This window comes from Alphaproteobacteria bacterium, from assembly GCA_005883305.1.
Lineage (GTDB): Bacteria > Pseudomonadota > Alphaproteobacteria > Sphingomonadales > Sphingomonadaceae > Allosphingosinicella.
Window position 1 is genome coordinate 1,719,331 of record VBAC01000001.1, and the last position, 18,937, is coordinate 1,738,267.

Sequence of the window (18,937 nt, forward strand, 5' to 3'; positions counted from 1 at the left end):
GGCAATCCAGCGGCGTCTGGATCGCCACGGCGCTGACGCGCCTCGCGATGACGGCCTTGGGGCAGGTCCCGCCGTCGCACCCGATCCTCTGTCCCCGGTCCCGAATTTAGGGCAAGCTGCGGCCATGAACCAAATGCCCGCTCTGTTCATCGGCCACGGAAGCCCGATGAACACGCTCGAGCTGAACGGCTATACGCGGGAATGGCGCAGGCTCGGGGTGGCCGTGCCGCGGCCGCGCGCGATCCTCGTCGTCTCGGCGCACTGGTTCATCGGCGCGACCGCGGTGACCGCGATGGCTCGGCCGCGCACGATCCACGATTTCTACGGCTTCCCCGACGAGCTGTTCGCCTTCGATTATCCGGCGCCGGGCCTACCCGGGCTCGCCGGGGAGATCGCGGAAATCGTCAAGCCGCACTGGATCGGCGCCGACCGCGACCAATGGGGGCTCGATCACGGGACGTGGAGCGTGCTCGCACACCTCTTCCCCAAGGCCGACGTGCCCGTCGTTCAGCTCTCGATCAACGCGCTGAAGCCGCTCGACTATCATCTCGATCTCGCCGCCCGCCTCGCGCCGCTGCGCCGGCAGGGCGTGCTGATCCTCGCCAGCGGCAACGTCGTCCACAACCTCCGCCGGATCGACTGGGCGGACCCGGCCGGCGGGGCCGACTGGGCGCACCGCTTCGACGACGCCGTGGCGGAGCGGATGGCGACCGCGCCGGGCGATATCCTGAAGGCCGCCGAGCACCCGGATTACGGCCTAGCCGTGCCGACGCCGGACCATTTCATCCCGCTGCTCTACACCGCCGCTCTGGCGGCGGCCGAGGGCAAGGCGGCCACGCCTTTTCTCAAAGGCTATGCGATGGGCTCGCTGTCGATGACCTGCTACGGCCTCGGCATCGAGGGCCTGCCCTGCGCGGAAGGCGCCCGCGCCGCCACGCTCCCCGACGGCGTCCCCGGCGACCAGAGCAACATCTAGGCTCCAGGTCCCTTTTCGACCCGAGCCCGCTGGACTCATGCCCTGAAACCAAGCAGTTCTGCCCGAACAGGGGGCCGGTATGCGTTCAACAGTGCCAGCTTTGGTGATGGTTGCGTTGCTCGCCGGCTCGCCGGCCCCGGCGCGGACCGGAGAGGACCGGCGCGTGCCGACGGCGGCGGAGCTGCGCCAGTGCCCGCATCTGGCGCGGGTCGACTGGCGAAGGGTCGCGCGCGAGCTGGCGGAAGGGGAGCGCGATCGTCCGGCGGCGCCTTACGACTATGACGCCGAGCATCGCCGCATCCGCGGCCCCTGGCCGCTGCCCGATATCGGCCGCGCCGAGATCGTCATCGACATCGCCATCGGCCCCGGCGAGACCCAGGAATATCCGACTTCGACCTCCGCCTTCGTCTGGCGCGAGCCGGGCGGCCAGTGGCAGGTCGACCGGATCGATCATATCAGCGCCTCGTTGCCGTCTTTGCCTCCGGGATCGCCGGTCATGACCGAGGAGGAGATCGAGCGCGCGCAGCGCCCCGCCACCCGCGGCCCCTTGAGCGCCTCGCAGGCGGCGGCGATCGACCGAGTCCTCGCCGATCCCTGCTTCGCCATCCAGCCCGATTACACGCCCTTCCACATGCCGCTTCGCACCGGCCAGATCGATTCCTGCTACGGGGCGATCAACAGCGCGGTCCGGATCCGCCGCGGGAGCGAGACGCGCCTCGTATCCGACATCTGCTCGCGCTGGCCGAGCGCCGAGCTCGCCAACGCCGTCATGTATGCGGCCATCGGCCTCGGCACGCTGATCGAGCAGACCGCCCGCGCCCGCTTTCCGGACGGGGAAATCCGGATCGTCGCCATGCGCGAGGGCCGAAGGACGAGCATCTACCCCTTCTATTGCGGCGAGCTCGAGGTCGGCGGGCGCGCCGTCCCGGTGATGTTTCAGGACTTGCGCGACGGCGCCTGGGCCCGGCGCGATCTGTACGTGCCCGGCGAGCGCAACCGCTGGAGCGCCAGCTTCGAGGAGACCTGGGCGATGTTCTGCGCACCGGCGCAGCAGCCCGCGCAAGCCCCCTCGAAGCGTTGAGGCCCGCCGCTACGGAGTCATTCTGAGCGTCGCCGGATCGAAGCGGTGAAGAACGAGCTCCTCGGCGCCCTTGCGAAGGACCACCGTCCCCCGCTCGAAATCGACCGCGACCACGCTCAGGGCCTCGCCCGGAGCGGTCGCTCCGGCCGCCTGGTAATTGTTGAGCAGGATCACCGCGACGACTCCGGACACGGTATCGCCGCCGGCCGCCCGGCGAGTCACTTCGGAGCGGGTGCTGCTGTCGAGCCCGGCGAGGACGGCGCGCTCATAGGCCGAATGGCCCTGGGCGTAAGCGGGGGCGGAGACCGCCGCGAGCGACAAGGTCAGCGGCGCGGCGAAGGCGAATGCGACACGAGCGAGGTTCATTTTCCCTGTTCCTTCCATGAGGCGTGCGGAACCGCGCTATTCGGAAGCAAGCCGGCGCGACGCAGCCCGGCTCGTCTTATCGCCGCCGGCGGGGACGCCATATCGGTAGCAATGCTTAGGGAGTCGCCCCCAGTTCGCCGGGGCTCAGGGTCCGTACCTAACTGAGCTGAGCGGTTTTCCGCCTAATTACGGAGTCATCCCGGCGAAGGCCGGGACCCATGAACTCTGTCTTGCCAGAAGAAGCTCGGGACTGCGCCACACTTATTCATACCTCGGTGTGCATGGGTCCCGGCCTTCGCCGGGATGACTCCTTTTTTGTCCAAAATCTCAGTTCTTATTGAGTCTTGACCCTCGGCCGCTCAGCATTGCGCCTGGACGGCCTGCCCTCCGAGCGAGCAGGCGGAACCCGCCGGCGCGCTGCGCTCGATCGGCGCATAGGCGTTCTGCACCCGCCCGGCCTGCGCGGCGAGGCCCGCGGCCTGCCCGCCGCCGCCGAACCCGTCGTAGATCGCCCGAGCGGCGGTCGAGATGACTCCGGGCCGGTTCGAACCGCCGCGGGCGAAGAACACCACCGCGATCCGCCGCCCGTCGGGGTAAGTCAGATAGCCGACATCGCCGGTATAACCGTTGAGGGTCCCCGTCTTGTGCTCGACCCGGGCCTCGGGCGGAAGCAGCCCGCGAATCCGGTTCGTGCCCGTCGCGCAGCGGCGCATGAGGTCCAGCAGATGCGCCCGGCTCTGCGGGGTCAGCGCTTCGCCGCTGTCGATCGCGCGCAGCAGTCCGAGCATCGCCGTCGGCGTGCTCGAATCCCTGACATCGGTGAGGTCGCGGCGGTCGCTGAGCAGGGTGGCGATGGTGCGGTCGGCGCGGATCCCGCTGAGCCGGTGGGCGCGAAGCCAGGAATCGATCGCCGAAGGCCCGCCGAGCGTTGCGATCAGCATGTCGGTCGCCCGGTTGTCGCTGTGGATGATCATCGCTTCCATGAGGACGCGGGCCGTCGAGGCGCCGATCGGATCGTCGAGCGTGCGGCGCCCGGCGTCGACCTCGGAAAGATAGGCGGCGGCGACCGCGACCTTGACCGTGCTGGCCATCGGGAACGGCCGGTCGCCGTTGAAGGCGACCATCGCCCCGCTCGTCAGGTCGAGCGCGGCGATTCCATATTCGCCGGGATTTTCGGTGGCCAAAGCGGCGAGCCTCTGCTCGAGCGATTGCAGCTGCGCCGGCGCCTGGGCCAGAGCCGGTTGCGCGACGAAGGCCAGAAGCCAGACTAGAAAGCCGATGATCCGCATCTCGATACCCCACTGGATCCGCGTGGTCCGAAGATACACGATGCACCCGACATTGTTACTGCGCCGTATGCGTCCGCCCACGCGTCAGCCGCATATCCGGCTCAACTCGGCGCAAGCGTCGAGGAATGAACGAAGGACCGGACCCTGCGACGGGGCCCGTCGTGCTGCTCCGCCTTTTCCTCTTTGCGCCTTCGCGGCTTCGCGTGAGCAAAAAAGGAAGGCCGTCACGCAAAGACGCAAAGCCGCAAAGGGAAGGCAGAAGTATTCCGGCCTGGGCTGGCGATGACGAAGGTCGAGCCGCGCTAAAGCCGCCCGTGCTGGTCCTCGGTCATGAACATCCGCTCGACCTCGGCGACGAGCTCGCGCAGGTGGAAGGGCTTGGAGAGGACCTTGGCGTCGGGCGTCTTGCGCCCGGCCTTCAGCGCCACCGCGGCGAAGCCGGTGATGAACATGACGCGGATTCCGGGCTGGATCTCGCCGGCCTTCTGGGCGAGCTCGATCCCGTCCATCTCGGGCATGACGATGTCGCTCAGGAGCAGGTCGAAGCGCGCCGCCTGGAGCAACGGCACGGCGTCGGTCCCGCGGTCGACCGCGACCACCTCGTAGCCCACCCGCTCGAGCGCCCGCACCAGGTAGGTGCGCATCGATTCGTCGTCTTCGGCGAGCAGGATCCTGAGCATTGCGCCATGTTATGCCCGCAGAGTGTAAATTTTTCCAGCCGTCCGGGAATGCCCTCGATTGCGCCCGTCCCATAGCGGGCCTAGGTCGGAGGCCGATGAACGCGCCCGATCACGCCCCCTTCTTCCGAATCGGTCCCGAGCGGCCGGTGTCGCCGGTCGTCCTCTCCATCCCCCATGCCGGGCGCGACTACCGCCCCGAGCTGATCCGCGCGGCGCGGCTTCCGCAATCGGCTCTGGAGAGCCTCGAGGACCGGCTCGTCGACCGGCTGGTGTGGCGGGCGACCGCCAACGGCGCCACCGCCTTCGTCGCCCGCTCGCCGCGCGCCGAGATCGACCTCAACCGCGACGAGCGCGAGATCGATCCGGCATCGGTCGCCCCGCCGCTGCCCTCCAGCGGCCTGGTCCAGTCGGCGCGCACCCGCGGCGGAATCGGCCTCGTCCCCTCGCGGATCGTCGGCCTGGGCCCGATCTGGCGCGAGCGGCTCGCCCGGAGCGAGCTCGATCGCAGGATCGCGCAGATCCACCGCCCCTGGCACGAGGCGCTGGACGCGGCTTTGGTCCACGCCCGCAATCGCTTCGGCGGAGCGATCCTGCTCGATTGCCATTCGATGCCCCCGCGCCCGCCCCAGCAGGGCGTCAATGCCGCGCCCAACGCCACCGTGATCTTCGGCGACCGCCACGGCGCGACGATCGGCGCCGACCTGCTCGACGCCGCCGTGGAGGCGGCGCGCGCGCTGGGCTATCGAACCGCCTGCAACGCGCCTTATGCCGGCGGCTACACCGTCTCGCGCCACGGCCGGCCGGAGCGCTCCATCCACGCCCTCCAGATCGAGCTCGACCGCTCGCTTTACCTCGACCGCGACCTGCGCGGCCCCGGGCCCGGGTTCGAGGGGGTGTGCCGGCTGATCGCGGCGGTGGCGGGGGCGCTGGAGGCGCGGTTGCTGGGCGGGCTGGAGGCGATCGCTGCTGAGTAGTAAGAGATGGAGAAGCCGGAATGAGCACTAACGATGAGCGTCCCGAATCGGTTGGTGATGCGCTCGCACTTGTCGCGAAAACGCATGCGCTACTCGCGAGAGCGAGCGCGGCACTGGAGCAGGCTCCGGCACTTGGTCCGAAAGCGCTCGGCGATTTCGTGGAACCTGTCGAGCGCATCCATGACGCTCTGACTCAAAATCTTCCTCAACTGGAGCGGTCCGTCGCTGACTTTCTGTAGCGGGTTGGACCTATATAAACGCACAAAAAAGACCGCCTCACTTGCGTGAGGCGGCCCAGGTTCAGGGAGGTGCGCTCCCGCTTTCGAAGGAGCGCGTGACGCCGGCGTAAAGGGGGGATACGGCGGCGTCCTACCCGAGATAGGAAGGCTGTTTCCCGTTTCAATAGCAGACCGATAAGCGCGCGCGGTCACGCGGCCTTGAGGGCGATGATCGGGACGCCGAGCGTCTCCAGCGTCGAAAGGTCGAGCTTGCTCGCCCCGTCGATGTCGAGACCGACGATCGTTCCATCCGCCGCGAAATCCGCATTGACGCCGGGCGCGATCTCCCGCGTCTCGGCGCCCGGGCCGGCCTTGAGCTCGATATAGAGACTGTCCGTCTCGGCATAATAATTGAGCTTCATCGCGGCTCCTCGCGAAAGTTGCGGTCGAAAAAGGCGTTGTGCACCGTCTCGCCGTCCTCCAGCGTCACCACTCTTAGCACACGCGGCGCGTCTTCGCCCCTCAAAGTGACCGCGGACCAGAAGCGGATGCGTCCGTCCTCTTGGGTCTCTCTCCGGATCGGATCGGCGATCGCCGCCGCGCACCACGCCCGCTCGACATAGGGCCGCTTGCGCAGCACCTGCTCCTCGAAATAGCGCGTCGTCTTCATGCGTCCTCCCGAAGGAGGCTAACGGACAAGCCAGCGAAGAAAAAGGCCGGAGCGTTCCCGCCCCGGCCCTTCCCTTATTCGAGAGGCCTCGTAAGCGCCTTTAGGCCGCCGTCTCCGGCACCATTCCCTGGAGCTGCTCGGGCACCTTGCCCTGCTGCGCCTGGCGGGCGAAGAGCTCGCGGATCGCGGCGAGGCTGAACAAATGGGCCATGATCAGGGCGAGGATCCCGTTCTGGTTGATCTTCCTCAGCTGGTCGCCGTTCATCTCGCGAAGCTTGTTCTCGTCGACCATGCGGAAGCCGCGGTAGAGGAAGGGCTGGGCGGCGCCCTCGGGCTGGATGGTGACCTCGCCGTCGATCAGCAGGTCCATCTCCTCGAGCTCCTTGACGAACGCCTGGGTGCGCTGGGCGGCGATCTCGAAATCCTCGCAGAACTTCAGGATCTGGGTCAGCGTCTCGCTCGGCTTGTCGCCGTCGAACAGGGCCGGGCCCTCGCCGTCCTCCGCGGTCAGGCCGCTGTCGGGATCGAAGCAGAGCGACAATTCCTCGCTCTCCTGGTTGAGCTTGGCGAGGAGATAGGGATAGCGGCGGACATAAGCGGGCACGTAGAACGGATTATAGGCCTTGCCCTCCCCGTCGACGAACACGTTGACGCCGTCGTTCAGCCCCATCAGGCCCAGCGGCACCGGCACGTCCCCGCTCGAGAAGACGATCGGGAAGTGGCGCTGGGCGGTGATGAACTCGTCGATCGTCAGCGGGATCGCGTTGGCTTCGGCGAAATAGGGCGCGCGGTCGCTCGGCTTGGTGTGGAGCTTGCCGTGCATGCTCGGCGAGATCGGCTGAAGGTTGTTGTAGAAGAGCGGCAGGCCGGAAGGCGGCTGGGTCGCCATGATTTCAGTCTCCATGGGTTTCGGAAAGCGGCCGCACAGGGCCGCGGAAATTCTGCGCCACCCTCTATGAGGGAAGCGGCTCCGGCGCAAGAATATCCTGAATCGGCACCAGCTTGCCCGGGTTCATGATGCCCCTGGGATCGAGCGCGCGCTTGATCGCCCGAAGCGCGCCCAGCCGGGCGGGGTCGGCGAGGCGCTGGAGCTCGCTTACCCTGGCCTGGCCGATGCCGTGCTCCGCGGAGATCGAGCCGCCCGCGGCGGTGACGAGGTCGTGGACCAGGCGCGTGACCTCGGCCCCCGTCGTTTCCAGCCACGCCCCGGGGGCGCCGGGGGGAGCCTGGACGTTGAAATGGACGTTGCCGTCGCCGAGATGGCCGAAGGCGATCACCCGCGTGCCGGGAAAGCGCTCCTCGACCGCTGCCGCGGCCTCGGTCATGAACGCGCCCATCGTCCCCACCGGCACGGAAATGTCGTGCTTCGCCGCCGGCCCGGCCTGCCTTTCCGCCTCGGCGATGCTGTCGCGCAGCCGCCAGAAGGCCTCCGCCTGCGCCTCGCTCGCGGCGATTGCGGCGTCGAGGACCGAGGCTCCAGTCAGCGCCTCGGCCAAGTCGGGTTCGGGCGCCCCGACGGGCGAGACGGCTTCGACCAGCACGTTCCACGGCGCCGGACGGGCGAGCGGCGCTCTGGTCCCCGGAATGTGGGCGAGGACGAGCTCCAGAACGTTCGCCGGCACGATCTCGAAGCTCTCGACCGCGTCGCCCGGCGTGCCTTCGAGCTTGCGCAGCAGCGCCTGGGCCTCCGCCGGCGAAGCGACCCCCACCCAGGCCACCGCCCTCGCCCCGGCCGCCGGCACCAGCTTCAGGGTAGCGGCGGTCACCACGCCTAGCGTGCCTTCCGCGCCGATCAGCAGCTGCTTGAGGTCGTAGCCGCGATTGTCCTTCTTGAGCGCTGTCAGGCCTTCGTAGAGGCTTCCGTCGGGCAGCACCGCCTCGATCCCCAGCACCAGCGAGCGCATCGTGCCGAAGCGAAGCACCTGCGTGCCGCCCGCATTGGTCGAGACCAGCCCGCCGACCGTCGCCGAGCCCTTGGCGCCGAGGCTGAGCGGAAAGCGCAGGCCCGCTTGGTTCGCCGCTTCGTGCAGATTGGCGAGGATCACGCCGGCCTCGCAGACGGCGATCCCGGCTTGTGGATCTATGCCGCGGATCGAGTCCATCCGCCTCAGCGAAAGCAGCAATGCCTCGCCGCTCGAATCGGGAGTCGCTCCGCCGACCATCGATGTGTTGCCGCCCTGCGGCACGAGCGGCACGCCGGCGGCGGCGCACAAGGCGACGATCGCCGCCACCTCCTCGCGAGTCGCCGGGCTCAGCATCGCCGCCGCCGCGCCGTGATAGCGCCCCCGCCAGTCGCGGAGCGAAGGGGCCATCGCCTCGGGGTCGCGAGTGAAGCCCTTGGGGCCGAGACGCTCGCCCAGCTTGCCCAGCAGGTCTTCGGAAGGATAAGCCATCGCCGAAACGATAAAGCGAGCCGGGGGGAGGGGCAAATTAATCGCATGTTCAAGCGCGCCCGTGAATTCCGGGCGGCTATGGAGATTTGGACGTGATCCTCGCCGGCTTCGCGGCGCTGCTGCTGTTTGCCTTCGGCGACGGCGCCGAACAGCAGGGACAACCGGCAGGCGGGCGGGGCACGATCACCTACCACCAGCAGATCATCATCCGCGTCGCGCCCGGCGCCGCGCCGGTCGGCGCCGGGGTGTCGCCGACGGTCCGCTGGGAGGAGCATCGCGGCCCGCGCTGCATTTCCGCCCGCCAGATCCTCGGCGCCGCCCGGCTCAGCCAGAACAGCGTCGACCTCGTCTTCCGCGACCGAACCCGAATCCGCGCTCGCCTGGAGGGGCGCTGCCCGGCGCTCGATTTCTACAGCGGCTTCTACGTGCCGATGTCCGCCGACGGCCAGATCTGCGCCGACCGCGATTCGATCCGCTCGCGCGCCGGCGGCGAATGCCAGATCGAACGGTTCCGCACGCTTACGGCCGCCGCGCCGCGCTGAGCTCCCTATTTGATGATTTCCACCTTGAGGCTCTCGCCCGCCGGCCGGGTGAAATTGCGGTCGAAGGTGGCAAAAGCGGTGGCGCCCTGTTCCGCGGCGAGAGCAAAGTGGAGCAGATCTGCGAAATCTCCCTGCACCACATAGGACCCGAGTGCTTTTGCCACCGCCTCGGCTGACGCAACGGTAACCCCCTCGAGCGCGCACAAGGTGTGCAAACCCTTTGCAATGTCCACGCGGCCCAGTCCGTAACGGGAGCGCAGCACCCATTCCGCCTCCATCAGCACGGTTGGGAGGAGGAGTACGTCCCCGGCGGCCATGATCGCCCTCGCGGCAACGCGTTGCGCCTCATCGTCGCCGGCCACCACGCGGACTAGCAAGTTGGTGTCGAGCGCCTTCATTTGAGGAGGCGCAGGATGTCCTGATCGGACAGCCGACTGATCGCTTCGATCGGCTGCCGTTCGCCTTTGTAGCGGGGCAGCGCGTCGAGATCAGCCAGCGTCATCGGTGGGAACGGCGAGGTTCCGGTCGGGCGTCTGAGGCTGATGCCGTCCACCATCTCCACCAGCTCCAACGGTGTCCCAGGTTCCCACGCCAGCCGGTCGCGCACATCCTTGGGGATGGCGACATCCCCGCTCGGCAGGACCTTGGCGCGTGCGTTCATTTGCGGAAAGATACGCCTCGGCGAGCGTGGCGACAAGACCGCGGGCCCACCTTCGCTTGACAATGAAGGCCGCTTCGCACAATCGGGCGGACGCAAGCGCCGCCTCGAACAGGAGCGCCCCAAATCCCGGATTTTAGATGAGCTTTGCCGATCTCGGCCTGTCAGACGAATTGCTCCGCGCGGTGAACGAGGCGGGTTACGACGACCCGACTCCGATCCAGCGCCAGGCGATCCCCCCGGTCCTCATGGGGCGGGACATTATCGGCATCGCCCAAACCGGCACCGGCAAGACCGCCGGCTTCGTCCTGCCGATGATCGACATCCTGGCGCAAGGTCGCGCCCGCGCCCGGATGCCGCGCTCGCTGATCCTCGAGCCGACCCGCGAGCTCGCCGCCCAGGTCGCCGAGAATTTCGAGAAATATGGGCGTCACCACAAGCTCTCCATGGCCCTGCTCATCGGCGGCGTGCAGATGGGCGACCAGGTGAAGGCGCTCGAAAAGGGCGTCGACGTGCTGATCGCCACGCCGGGCCGCCTCATGGATCTGTTCGGCCGCGGCAAGATCATGCTCAACGGCTGCAGCCTGCTGGTCATCGACGAGGCGGACCGCATGCTCGACATGGGCTTCATCCCCGACATCGAGGAAATCTGCACCAAGCTGCCCAAGACCCGGCAGACCTTGCTGTTCAGCGCGACGATGCCGCCGCCGATCAAGAAGCTGGCCGATCGCTTCCTCACCGATCCCAAGTCGATCGAGGTCGCGCGGCCCGCGCAGACCAACCTGCTGATCGACCAGCGCATCCTGCGCGTCGAATCGCGCGGCAAGAAGCAGGCGCTGACCGACCTCCTGCTCAGCGGGCAGGTGCGCAACGCGATCGTCTTCTGCAACCGCAAGACGACGGTGCGCGAGCTCGCCCAGTCGCTGAAGCGCTCGGGCCTCAACGTCGGCCAGATCCAGGGCGACATGGACCAGTCGGACCGCATCCGCGAGCTCGACCGGTTCAAGGCCGACGAGATCAACATCCTGGTCGCCTCCGACGTCGCCGCCCGCGGCCTCGACATCAAGGGCGTCAGCCACGTCTTCAACTACGACGTGCCCTGGCATCCGGACGATTACGTCCACCGCATCGGCCGCACCGGCCGCGCCGGCAAGACCGGCACCGCGATCAGCCTCGTCACGAAGGAGGACGCGGAATCGATCGACAACATCCAGAAGCTGACCGGCACGAAGATCGCGGAGATGGAGGGCGGCAAGAAGGCGCCGGAGCGCGAGGAAGCGCCCGAAGCGCGCGAGGAAAAGCCCCGCGAGCGCCGCCCGCGCCGCTCGGACAAGCCGGACGCGAAGCCGGCGGCCGAGCCCAGGGCCGAAAAGCCCGAAGCGCGTGCGGAGAAGCCCGGACCGCGTGCGGAAAAGCCGGAGCGCCGCGAACGCGCGCCGCGCCCCCGCCAGGAGCGCGCGCCGGACCTCGAGCCGGCCGACGACGGCTGGAACGGTCCGGTCCCGAGCTTCCTCGGCAAGGGCTTCGGCGGCTGAAGATCCTCCTCGGAAGGCGGCGCGCTAGGGTCGGACTCAATTGGAGGTTCACCCTTGAATGGGAATTCAAAGGAGTCATCCCGGCGAAGGCCGGGACCTATGGACACTTTGGGCCCAGAAGAAGCGCAGACCTACGTCTTTCCACCGAACGCCGCGTTCATGGGTCCCGGCCTTCGCCGGGATGACTCTGAAATTGCTCGCCAATCCAGGCAAGCCAATTGAGTACGGACCCTAGGGGATCTTGTCGACCTTGTCCTTCAGCGTCTTGAACTGATCGGCCAGCTTCCCGATCTCGTCCGCGATCGCCTTTTCGTCCGGATTGTCGGCCTTGAGACCGGCCCTCAGCGCCTTCACCTGATCGACGATCGCGGTCATTTGGTCGACCGCGTCCTTGACCCCCTTGAGGCCGATCGACCCGGCCGAAGCGACGTTGGTGTTCGTCTGCGCGTCGAGCTGGCCCGCAAGCGTCTTGAGCTTGTCGGCGCCCGCCAGGAGAATCTGGATATTGGCCTGCATCTCGCCGAGGCTGAGCTTGACGAGCATGTTGTAGGCCAGATCGTCGATCGCGCGCACTGCGGCGACCTCGGTCTGATCGGTAATATCCGCCGCGCTCGTGCTTTTGAAGAATGTCTCGAGATCCTGCTGCGCCTTGTCGACCGCGGCGCCGTAGGCGGCCGGGCCCGCCGCGTTCAGTGCCGCCTCGATTTGCGCCAGCAAGGCCGTCAACGCCGATTTGGCCGCGGCCGGTCCGATGATTGCGGTCATAGTGCGCGCCACCTCCTGCTCAGTTCGCGGATTTCCTCCGCCGCCGCGGTCAGCGATTCAAAGCTCACCGGGCGGCGCTCGCGGATCGCCCGCACCATCTTCGCATGGCTTTCACGCCAGGTTTCGAGCGCATGTTCGGTCGCGGCGAACAGGTCGTTGCCGGTCTGGGCCCTCGCGGCGAGCGCCGCTCGGGCGCTGCGGTAGGCGGTTACGCGCGGGGCGATCGCCGCGCGGCCGTCGCGGATGCGCTTCAAATTGGCCTCCGAAACGCTCCGCTCGGCATCGCGGGCGGGCTGCTCGGCGAGGGCCGCGAGGTGAAACCCCTCCTCGCGTTCCATGGCTTCGAGCCTGGCGTCGAGCTGGGCCGTGTCGTCGATGTCGTGATCGAGCGCGCGTCCTTCCATCTCGATCGCCTGCTGGAACAGCGTCCTGGCACGGGTGACCTGGCCGCCGATGACGTTCGACATGTCCCGGATGAGCGGCTCGGAAGCCTCGAGCGAGCGCTCCAAAGAGCGCGTCGCGCGGATGTTGGCGATCTGGGTGTTGAGGAGGGCGAATGTGTCGGTGGCGACCCCGAGAAGGGCCGCGCCGGGCACGATTCCGAGCGCGCTGGCGAGCCCCCCGACGCTTTCCGCCACGCCGTTGGCCGCCGCGGCGCCGCTGTTGCCGGCCTTGGTCACCGCCTCGATCGATTCGGCGTAGCGCCCGAGCGCGCCGAGCGAGACGACGGTGGTCGCCCAGGCATCGTTGAAACTATTGCCGATTCCGGTGGCCTCCGCGCGGCTGTCGGCCGGGAGCAGCTCCGTCATCCGGACGAGCTCGGAGCCGAGCGCGGTGCCGGCCGCCGCGGCGGCGGGCCTCAGCGCGAGGCTGGCGGCGGTGTAACCGCTCGTGTCGGGAAGCGTGGTGCAGGCGGCGGTCGTCAGTCCCGCCGTCGCCAGAACCAGGAGCATTTTCCGCCTGCTTCCGATCCGCATTGCCGCGCCCCCCGATCAGAAAAAGATCAGCGAACCTTTCATACTATTGAAGGTCGGTCCAGCGTCGATTCGAACAAGCCGGTCCGGTCGAGCGGCAGGAAATTTATCGACCCTCGATTTGAACGGCCGAGCGGCAATAGCGCGCGCGGAAGGCATCGGCGCAAACCGCCAGCCGCCCCTCGGCGATCGCTTCGCGCAACTCCCGCATCAGCCGCTGGTAGAACCACAGATTGTGCTCGGTCATCAGCATCGCCCCCAATATCTCGCCCGATCGGACGAGGTGGTGGAGATAGGCCTTCGACCACTGCGCCGTCGGCGACTCGGGGTCGAGCGGCTCCGAATCGTCGGCGAACTTCGCGTTGCGGATGTTGATCGGGCCGTCCCGGGTGAAGGCCTGCCCCGTCCGCCCCGAGCGCGTGGGGAGCACGCAATCGAACATGTCGATCCCGCGCTCCACGGCGCCGACGATGTCGTCCGGCTTGCCCACGCCCATCAGGTAGCGCGGCGAGTCTTGCGGAAGCTGCCCGGGCGCGAAATCGAGGCAGGCGAACATCGCCTCCTGCCCCTCGCCCACCGCCAGCCCGCCGACCGCATAGCCGTCGAACCCGATCTCCCGCAGCGCGTCCGCGGAGGCGGCGCGCAGCCCCTCGTCGAGCCCGCCCTGCTGGATTCCGAACAGCGCGCCCTCGTTGCCGAGCCCGTCGAAGGCCTCGCGCGAGCGCCGCGCCCAGCGCATCGAGCGCTCCATCGCCGCGGCCTGCGCCTCAGCCGTGTCGGTCGTCTTCACCAGCTGGTCGAAGGCCATGACGATGTCCGAGCCGAGCAGGGTCTGGATCTCCATCGAGCGCTCGGGGCTCAGCATGTGCCGCGAGCCGTCGAGATGGCTGGCGAACGCCACCCCCTCCTCGCTCACCTTCGTCAGCTCCGACAGGCTCATCACCTGATAGCCGCCCGAATCGGTCAGGATCGGCCGGTCCCAGCCCATGAATCGGTGCAAGCCGCCGAGCCGGGCGATCCGCTCCGCGCCGGGGCGAAGCATCAGGTGATAGGTGTTGCCGAGGATGATGTCGGCGCCCGAGGCGCGCACCTCCGCCGGCTTCATCGCCTTGACCGTCGCCGCCGTGCCCACCGGCATGAATGCCGGCGTTCTGATCTCGCCGCGGCGCATAATGATGGTGCCGGTGCGCGCCTTGCCGTCGGTGGCGGCGATGGAGAACGAGAAGCGGCTCACGCCCGGCGGCTTAGGGTCCGAACTCGGCCCCCGCAATGGTCGTGATCGCCCGGAGAAGGCCGCCGGCAAGGAGGGCGGTGCAGGCCGGGCTGGTTGCCCGGACCAGCCGTCCGACGCCGCCGGCGGCCTTCTCCGGGCGACCGCGAAGGGGTCCCCACAAAGTATTACTTTGTGGGGTGCCCCGAAGCGGCGGGCGGATTTTGGGCCAGGGCCGCTCCGCCGTTCAGCGCAAGGCGTAGGCGGACTTCGCGGCGAGCTGCGACAGCACCCCGGCATAGGTCGGGAAGGACAAGGGGAAGTGCGCCAGAGCGTCTACTCGCATCTCGGCGGCCATCGCCACCGCAGCGACCTGGACGATGTCCACCGCCCGCTCGCCGACGACCGCGCAGCCCAGCATCGCGCGAGTCCCGGGATCGACGATCAGCTTGGCGAAGCCGGCGGTGCGGCCGTCGATGATCGGCCTGGTCGCTTCGGCGAAGACCGCGCGCGTGACGAGCGCCCCGCTCCCCGCTTCCTTCTCGGTCATCCCGACACGGGCATATTCGGGGTCGGTGAAGCTGCCGACCGGAACCAGCCGGCAGGCGGTGACCCGAGTCTCGCCGCCCATCGCCGCGGTGGCGGCGACGAAGCCGTCCTGCATCGCCTGCGGCGCGAGCATGAAGCCGCCGGTCACGTCGCCGGCGGCGAAGACGTTGCGCGCCGCGGTGCGCCCTTCGCCGTCGACGGCGATGAAGCCGCGCGCGTTGGTCGTGACGCCCGCCGCGCCCAGATTCAGCGCCTCGGCGTCCGCCGCCCAGCCGACCGCCGAGACCGCCAGCGCCGCCTCTACGCTTTCGCCGCCATGGATCATGCGAATGCCGTCATAGGTGGGCTCGAACGCGTCGACCGCTCCGATCCCCTCGCGCACCTCGATCCCCCGCGCGCGGAACCCCTCCGCCACCGCGGACGAAACGTCCTCGTCCTCGCCCGGAATGATCCGCGGCCCCGTCTCGAAGAGGCTCACCTTCGTCCCGAACGCGGCGAAGATCGAGGCGACCTGAAGCCCCGTCGCCCCGGCGCCGAGGACGATCATCGTCTCCGGCACCGCCTGGAGCCCCCACGCATCGCTGTGAGTCGCGAGATATTGGAAGCCCGGGATCGGCAGCTGCCGGCTGGTTCCCCCCGTGCACAGGATGATCCGTTCGCCCGCGAAGCGCATCCCCTCGGCCGTTTCGACCGTGGAATCGTCGAGGAAGCGCGCCGCCCCGGCCTGCTCGACGATCCGCACCCCGGCCGCCTCGAGCTGACGCCGCATCGCCGAGCTCTCGCGCACTGCGCCGACCACCTCGCGAACCCGCGCCAGCAGCGCCGGATAGTCGAGCCGCGGCTCGCCCACCCTGATCCCGTAATCGGCCAGCTGCCCCGCCTCGCGCATCAGCCGCGCGGCGTGGGCCAGGGTGCGCACCGGCACCGGCCCGTCGTTCGCCGCCATGCCCCCGAACGCGCCGCTGGTGACCAAAGTCGTGCGCGCGCCGAGGTCCGCCGCCCGAAGCGCCGCGAACACGCCGGCCGGCCCGGCGCCGATGACCAGCACGTCCATCGCCGCCCAAATGCGCCGGGTCGATCGCGCCTGTGCATCGGGGCGGACCCCGGAAAGCCGCCCTTAAAGCACCCGGATCCGCGGCTCCCGGCGCGGCTTCACCGCGAGCTCCGTCATCGCCCAGATCATCGCGTCGGCCCGGTCCGGGCTCGCACCCGCGCCCCGCCATCCCGCCGGCGTAAATCCGGCCAGCTCGTCCTCCAGCGCCGGAAAGGCCCCCGCGAACTTCGCCTTCCCCGCCTCGAACAGCACCGCGACCGGCTCCGCCCGCGCCGCCTTGCCGTCGGCGGCATGGACCAGGATCACCGGCAGCCCCGCATCGGCCCCGCGCAGGACGGACGCCACCATCTCCCCGCCATTGTTGCGCTCCGCCACCACGCGGTGTGCGCCCCACGCCTCGGCCGCCTGGGCGACCTTGCGCGCCCACCCCTCCGGCGAAAGCCCACCCGCCGAACAATCCGCCAGCACGTAAGCGATCCCGTCCCGGTCCATCCCGCAGACTACGATCCCGCAGGTGCCGGATTCGGAAGCCGGCGGATCGACGCCGACCATCACCCGGGGACAGTTGCCGGCAACTGTCCCCACCTGAACCTTGCACCTCTCCATCATTTCCCGCGGCCACAGCGCCCCCTCGACATCCTCGAGCAGCGCCCCCTCCAGCTCCTGCCGCCCGAACCGCGTCCCCCCGTGCGCCGCCTCGACTGCGTGGATGAAATCCTCCGGCAGATGGGGGTTGGCCCGGGTCCCCCCGCCGGTCAGCACCGTCCCGTCGAGGGCGAGGATGCGTTTGAGCACCGGCACCACCCGCGGCGTTGTCGTCACCAGCGCCCGCGGCCTCTCCCCGAGCCTCAGGCCGAGCCGCAAATTGTCCCACGCCGCCTGCCCGCGCCGCCATTTGGCGAGCTCGTCGCACCAGGCGAGATGGTGCTCGGGGCCCCGCAGGCTCTCCGGATTGGCCGCCGAATAGAGGAAGGCCACGGCCCCGCTCGCGAAAGTGAGCCGCCGCCGGCTCGGCTCCCAGCGCATCGCGCCGCGCTCCTCGGCCCGGGCCAGCGCCAGCAGCCCCGATCGCCCCTCGACCATCACCGCGCGCGCCTCGTCCGGAGTCGCGCCGACGAGGGCGATCGCCGCCTCCGGATGGGCCCGCGCGAACGCGGAAACCCACTCCGCCCCGGCCCGCGTCTTGCCGAACCCTCGCCCGGCGAGCATCACCCACACGCGCCACTCGTCGTCGGGGGGCGCCTGCCCCGGATGGGCCCAGCTCGGCCAGTCCGCCGCCAGCACCCGCCGCGCCGCCTCCGGCAGCGACTCCAGCGCGATGCGCCTGTCCGGGGCCGGCAATCCCTCCAGCGCGGACACGGCGTGCTTGCCGACGGGAGCCTCCACTTATGCCCCCTCTCCCCTGGGGAGAGGGTTGGGGTGAGGGGTTCCGGCGTCCGAGGTGGAGTCACAAACTCCGTAAACCCCCACCCTACCCTCCCCCTCGGGGGGAGGGATTTGCTCCGACTCCCGCGCCCGATGCCGCTTGATCGCCTCGACCCGCCGAACGATCATCTCGGTCACCGCCTCGATCGAAGGCGGCGCCGCCGCCGGCGCCCGCCTTCCGCGCCCCCGCCTCTTTTCCTCGCGCCACTTCAGGAACCGCATCGCCCCATCCATGTCGAACGGCAGCGGCCCTTCTCCCCCCTCCCTTTCAAGGGAGGGGTTGGGGGTGGGTGCGCCGAAGGCGCCCTCCTCTACCTCCCCGTCATTGCGAGGAGCGCCGGCGACGCGGCAATCCACTGGCTCGGAACTGGATCGCTTCGCTCCACTCGCAATGACGGACGCGGAATCGACGACATTGCCCATGCTCGCAATGCGAAACTCCAGCGCCAGCTCGGCCTCCTCCAGCATCGCCTCCATCGCCGCCGCGAAGGCCGGCCATTGCCGCCGCCGGGTCCAGACCGCGCTCTCGGTGAACCCGACCGAGCGCGCAGCCGAGCGCACATTGCCGCACGCCCGAAGCGCCTCGAAGAAGCGCTCCTCCACCTCGGCGCTCCATCTTTTCTCGCCGGCGTCGACCAGCTGCAGCCGCCCCCTCTTGCCGCGCCGGATCGTCCCCGATCCGCCCGCGAACGGACCCTTTGCCTTCGAAAGCCGCAAATGCGCCGCCAGCGCCGCATCCTCCCAGTCGCGGTCCAGAGCGGGATCGTGCCGGCGTCTTTGGTCCATCAGCCGCGCCTCCACCCCGATCGCCTCGGCCGCCGCGCGCCGATTCCCCGTTTCGCGCAGCACCTTGAGGAACAGCGCCCGCTCCTCCGCGCTCAGCTTCCCGTGCCGCTCCCGCCCGCCTTCCTTCTTTCCGCCCACGTTCCGCACCCGTTCCCCGATTCGCCCATGGGGAACAAAGCCAGATCATTTCCTGCAAGTCAAGAGGGTGAACCAAATAGGATTGGATATTTATAGATCCTCGTCCGCGCAAAGCGGGTCCCAGCTCCAAAGCGTCACCTTGCGGAGGTTCCCAGCCGTCAGCCCGAAGTCGTTCCTTCGCCAATGATCCGCGCCTCGCGCACATAGCCGAACGCGCCCGCGCCCGACCACGCAGATCCGTCGGGATAGCGAAGCTCGATGCCCGCGAGGTCGCGCTCGTCCGCCAGCCGCATGTTCACGCCGGTCAGGTCCTGCCCGAACCGCGCGACGATCTCCGCGGTCAAGGTGAAGTGCGTCGTCACCCCGCATCTCCCGCAAAAATGGATTTCCGCGCCGGGATCGGCCTTGTCGGCCCGGCGATAGGTGCTGGTCGCCCCCTGGACGCCGACCATCGCCGACGGGAAATAGCCCCACAGCGCGCCCGTCTTGCGGCACAGGGTGCAGTTGCATTCGTGGATATAATCGGGCCGCCGTTCGATGGTCAGGCGAACGAGGCCGCAGTGGCAGGAGAGATCGAGCATAAGGGCATGATATCGCGAGGCCGCTCGCCCGTCAGCCGCCATTTCCGCTTTCGACCCATCGCGGACGTTCGCC

At 68.9% G+C, this 18,937-nt stretch carries 22 protein-coding genes; 6 read left to right on the forward strand and 16 right to left on the reverse strand.

The genetic code is table 11. The annotated features are described in order from the left end of the window. Nucleotides 1–124 precede the first annotated feature (124 nt). On the forward strand, nt 125–976 hold the full coding sequence (ygiD, locus tag E6G92_08640; protein ID TMJ19819.1) for a 4,5-DOPA dioxygenase extradiol: 852 nt from the start codon (nt 125–127) through the stop codon (nt 974–976). A gap of 79 nt (nt 977–1,055) precedes the next feature. Then, nucleotides 1,056–2,057 (forward strand): hypothetical protein, encoded by a 1,002-nt coding sequence (locus E6G92_08645; protein ID TMJ19820.1) that lies wholly within the window; start codon nt 1,056–1,058, stop codon nt 2,055–2,057. A 9-nt stretch (nt 2,058–2,066) separates the two neighbouring features. Here the strand turns inward: E6G92_08645 and E6G92_08650 are convergent, their stop codons facing one another. From E6G92_08650 to E6G92_08660, 3 genes are all read right to left on the reverse strand, one after another. Continuing rightward, complete coding sequence (locus E6G92_08650) at nt 2,067–2,423, reverse strand: hypothetical protein (GenBank protein TMJ19821.1); 357 nt, start codon at nt 2,421–2,423, stop codon at nt 2,067–2,069. Nucleotides 2,424–2,782: 359 nt separating this feature from the next. Then, nucleotides 2,783–3,658 carry a serine hydrolase gene (locus E6G92_08655; protein TMJ20765.1) on the reverse strand — a complete coding sequence of 292 codons (876 nt, stop codon included), beginning with the start codon at nt 3,656–3,658 and terminating at the stop codon, nt 2,783–2,785. A gap of 356 nt (nt 3,659–4,014) precedes the next feature. Further along, the gene (locus E6G92_08660) at nt 4,015–4,392 is read right to left on the reverse strand and encodes a response regulator (GenBank protein ID TMJ19822.1); all 378 of its coding nucleotides are present in this window, start codon (nt 4,390–4,392) and stop codon (nt 4,015–4,017) included. Between the two features lie 11 nt (nt 4,393–4,403). Between E6G92_08660 and E6G92_08665 the strand changes: the two genes are divergently transcribed. Both E6G92_08665 and E6G92_08670 read left to right on the forward strand, forming a co-directional pair. Next, nucleotides 4,404–5,366, forward strand: a complete 963-nt coding sequence (locus E6G92_08665) for an N-formylglutamate amidohydrolase (protein ID TMJ19823.1) — start codon at nt 4,404–4,406, stop codon at nt 5,364–5,366. Nucleotides 5,367–5,386: 20 nt separating this feature from the next. Beyond that, nucleotides 5,387–5,605, forward strand: coding sequence for a hypothetical protein (locus E6G92_08670; GenBank protein TMJ19824.1), 219 nt, complete (start codon nt 5,387–5,389; stop codon nt 5,603–5,605). Nucleotides 5,606–5,793: 188 nt separating this feature from the next. On the opposite strand, the gene E6G92_08675 is transcribed toward E6G92_08670, so the two are convergent. From E6G92_08675 to E6G92_08690, 4 genes are all read right to left on the reverse strand, one after another. Then, nucleotides 5,794–6,006 carry a DUF2283 domain-containing protein gene (locus E6G92_08675; protein ID TMJ19825.1) on the reverse strand — a complete coding sequence of 71 codons (213 nt, stop codon included), beginning with the start codon at nt 6,004–6,006 and terminating at the stop codon, nt 5,794–5,796. After that, on the reverse strand, nt 6,003–6,254 hold the full coding sequence (locus tag E6G92_08680; GenBank protein ID TMJ19826.1) for a hypothetical protein: 252 nt from the start codon (nt 6,252–6,254) through the stop codon (nt 6,003–6,005). Before E6G92_08680 ends, E6G92_08675 begins: the two co-directional genes overlap by 4 nt. Nucleotides 6,255–6,354: 100 nt before the next feature. Beyond that, nucleotides 6,355–7,143 (reverse strand): SapC family protein, encoded by a 789-nt coding sequence (locus tag E6G92_08685; protein ID TMJ20766.1) that lies wholly within the window; start codon nt 7,141–7,143, stop codon nt 6,355–6,357. Between the two features lie 64 nt (nt 7,144–7,207). After that, nucleotides 7,208–8,647 (reverse strand): FAD-binding oxidoreductase, encoded by a 1,440-nt coding sequence (locus E6G92_08690; protein TMJ19827.1) that lies wholly within the window; start codon nt 8,645–8,647, stop codon nt 7,208–7,210. 92 nt (nt 8,648–8,739) lie between these two features. On the opposite strand from E6G92_08690, the gene E6G92_08695 reads away from it, so the two are divergent. After that, nucleotides 8,740–9,189, forward strand: a complete 450-nt coding sequence (locus tag E6G92_08695; GenBank protein TMJ19828.1) for a hypothetical protein — start codon at nt 8,740–8,742, stop codon at nt 9,187–9,189. 5 nt (nt 9,190–9,194) lie between these two features. Here the strand turns inward: E6G92_08695 and E6G92_08700 are convergent, their stop codons facing one another. Then, nucleotides 9,195–9,587 (reverse strand): type II toxin-antitoxin system VapC family toxin, encoded by a 393-nt coding sequence (locus tag E6G92_08700; GenBank protein ID TMJ19829.1) that lies wholly within the window; start codon nt 9,585–9,587, stop codon nt 9,195–9,197. Continuing rightward, nucleotides 9,584–9,850, reverse strand: coding sequence for a hypothetical protein (locus E6G92_08705; GenBank protein ID TMJ19830.1), 267 nt, complete (start codon nt 9,848–9,850; stop codon nt 9,584–9,586). The genes E6G92_08700 and E6G92_08705 overlap by 4 nt, the downstream gene beginning before the upstream one ends. Nucleotides 9,851–9,987: 137 nt before the next feature. On the opposite strand from E6G92_08705, the gene E6G92_08710 reads away from it, so the two are divergent. Next, a complete protein-coding gene (locus E6G92_08710) occupies nt 9,988–11,382 on the forward strand; it encodes a DEAD/DEAH box helicase (GenBank protein TMJ19831.1) in 1,395 nt (464 codons plus the stop codon). Nucleotides 11,383–11,613: 231 nt separating this feature from the next. On the opposite strand, the gene E6G92_08715 is transcribed toward E6G92_08710, so the two are convergent. The 7 genes from E6G92_08715 to E6G92_08745 all read right to left on the reverse strand — a co-directional run bounded on the left by E6G92_08715 (nt 11,614) and on the right by E6G92_08745 (nt 18,864). Then, nucleotides 11,614–12,147, reverse strand: a complete 534-nt coding sequence (locus tag E6G92_08715; GenBank protein TMJ19832.1) for a hypothetical protein — start codon at nt 12,145–12,147, stop codon at nt 11,614–11,616. Continuing rightward, a complete protein-coding gene (locus tag E6G92_08720; protein TMJ19833.1) occupies nt 12,144–13,100 on the reverse strand; it encodes a hypothetical protein in 957 nt (318 codons plus the stop codon). Before E6G92_08720 ends, E6G92_08715 begins: the two co-directional genes overlap by 4 nt. 127 nt (nt 13,101–13,227) lie before the next feature. Further along, nucleotides 13,228–14,355, reverse strand: coding sequence for a tRNA guanosine(34) transglycosylase Tgt (tgt, locus tag E6G92_08725; protein TMJ19834.1), 1,128 nt, complete (start codon nt 14,353–14,355; stop codon nt 13,228–13,230). A 223-nt stretch (nt 14,356–14,578) separates the two neighbouring features. Further along, complete coding sequence (locus tag E6G92_08730; GenBank protein ID TMJ19835.1) at nt 14,579–15,934, reverse strand: NAD(P)/FAD-dependent oxidoreductase; 1,356 nt, start codon at nt 15,932–15,934, stop codon at nt 14,579–14,581. Between the two features lie 63 nt (nt 15,935–15,997). Next, entirely contained in the window at nt 15,998–17,143 is a 1,146-nt protein-coding gene (locus E6G92_08735; protein ID TMJ20767.1) for an ATP-binding protein, read from the reverse strand. A gap of 177 nt (nt 17,144–17,320) precedes the next feature. Further along, nucleotides 17,321–18,283 carry a hypothetical protein gene (locus E6G92_08740; protein TMJ19836.1) on the reverse strand — a complete coding sequence of 321 codons (963 nt, stop codon included), beginning with the start codon at nt 18,281–18,283 and terminating at the stop codon, nt 17,321–17,323. A gap of 158 nt (nt 18,284–18,441) precedes the next feature. After that, nucleotides 18,442–18,864 carry an aldehyde-activating protein gene (locus E6G92_08745; GenBank protein TMJ19837.1) on the reverse strand — a complete coding sequence of 141 codons (423 nt, stop codon included), beginning with the start codon at nt 18,862–18,864 and terminating at the stop codon, nt 18,442–18,444. Nucleotides 18,865–18,937: the final 73 nt, after the last annotated feature.

What these genes read in the sequence shown, in the direction of transcription:
- E6G92_08735 (TMJ20767.1), bottom strand. Translation starts at nt 17,143, where the DNA reads ATGCTCGCCGGGCGAGGGTTCGGCAAGACGCGGGCCGGGGCGGAGTGG.
- E6G92_08660 (TMJ19822.1), bottom strand. Translation starts at nt 4,392, where the DNA reads ATGCTCAGGATCCTGCTCGCCGAAGACGACGAATCGATGCGCACCTAC.
- ygiD (TMJ19819.1), top strand. Translation starts at nt 125, where the DNA reads ATGAACCAAATGCCCGCTCTGTTCATCGGCCACGGAAGCCCGATGAAC.
- E6G92_08645 (TMJ19820.1), top strand. Translation starts at nt 1,056, where the DNA reads ATGCGTTCAACAGTGCCAGCTTTGGTGATGGTTGCGTTGCTCGCCGGC.
- E6G92_08715 (TMJ19832.1), bottom strand. Translation starts at nt 12,147, where the DNA reads ATGACCGCAATCATCGGACCGGCCGCGGCCAAATCGGCGTTGACGGCC.
- E6G92_08675 (TMJ19825.1), bottom strand. Translation starts at nt 6,006, where the DNA reads ATGAAGCTCAATTATTATGCCGAGACGGACAGTCTCTATATCGAGCTC.
- E6G92_08700 (TMJ19829.1), bottom strand. Translation starts at nt 9,587, where the DNA reads ATGAAGGCGCTCGACACCAACTTGCTAGTCCGCGTGGTGGCCGGCGAC.
- E6G92_08720 (TMJ19833.1), bottom strand. Translation starts at nt 13,100, where the DNA reads ATGCTCCTGGTTCTGGCGACGGCGGGACTGACGACCGCCGCCTGCACC.
- E6G92_08680 (TMJ19826.1), bottom strand. Translation starts at nt 6,254, where the DNA reads ATGAAGACGACGCGCTATTTCGAGGAGCAGGTGCTGCGCAAGCGGCCC.
- E6G92_08710 (TMJ19831.1), top strand. Translation starts at nt 9,988, where the DNA reads ATGAGCTTTGCCGATCTCGGCCTGTCAGACGAATTGCTCCGCGCGGTG.
- E6G92_08670 (TMJ19824.1), top strand. Translation starts at nt 5,387, where the DNA reads ATGAGCACTAACGATGAGCGTCCCGAATCGGTTGGTGATGCGCTCGCA.
- E6G92_08650 (TMJ19821.1), bottom strand. Translation starts at nt 2,423, where the DNA reads ATGAACCTCGCTCGTGTCGCATTCGCCTTCGCCGCGCCGCTGACCTTG.
- E6G92_08685 (TMJ20766.1), bottom strand. Translation starts at nt 7,143, where the DNA reads ATGGCGACCCAGCCGCCTTCCGGCCTGCCGCTCTTCTACAACAACCTT.
- E6G92_08665 (TMJ19823.1), top strand. Translation starts at nt 4,404, where the DNA reads ATGCCCGCAGAGTGTAAATTTTTCCAGCCGTCCGGGAATGCCCTCGAT.
- E6G92_08690 (TMJ19827.1), bottom strand. Translation starts at nt 8,647, where the DNA reads ATGGCTTATCCTTCCGAAGACCTGCTGGGCAAGCTGGGCGAGCGTCTC.
- E6G92_08730 (TMJ19835.1), bottom strand. Translation starts at nt 15,934, where the DNA reads ATGGACGTGCTGGTCATCGGCGCCGGGCCGGCCGGCGTGTTCGCGGCG.
- E6G92_08745 (TMJ19837.1), bottom strand. Translation starts at nt 18,864, where the DNA reads ATGCTCGATCTCTCCTGCCACTGCGGCCTCGTTCGCCTGACCATCGAA.
- E6G92_08705 (TMJ19830.1), bottom strand. Translation starts at nt 9,850, where the DNA reads ATGAACGCACGCGCCAAGGTCCTGCCGAGCGGGGATGTCGCCATCCCC.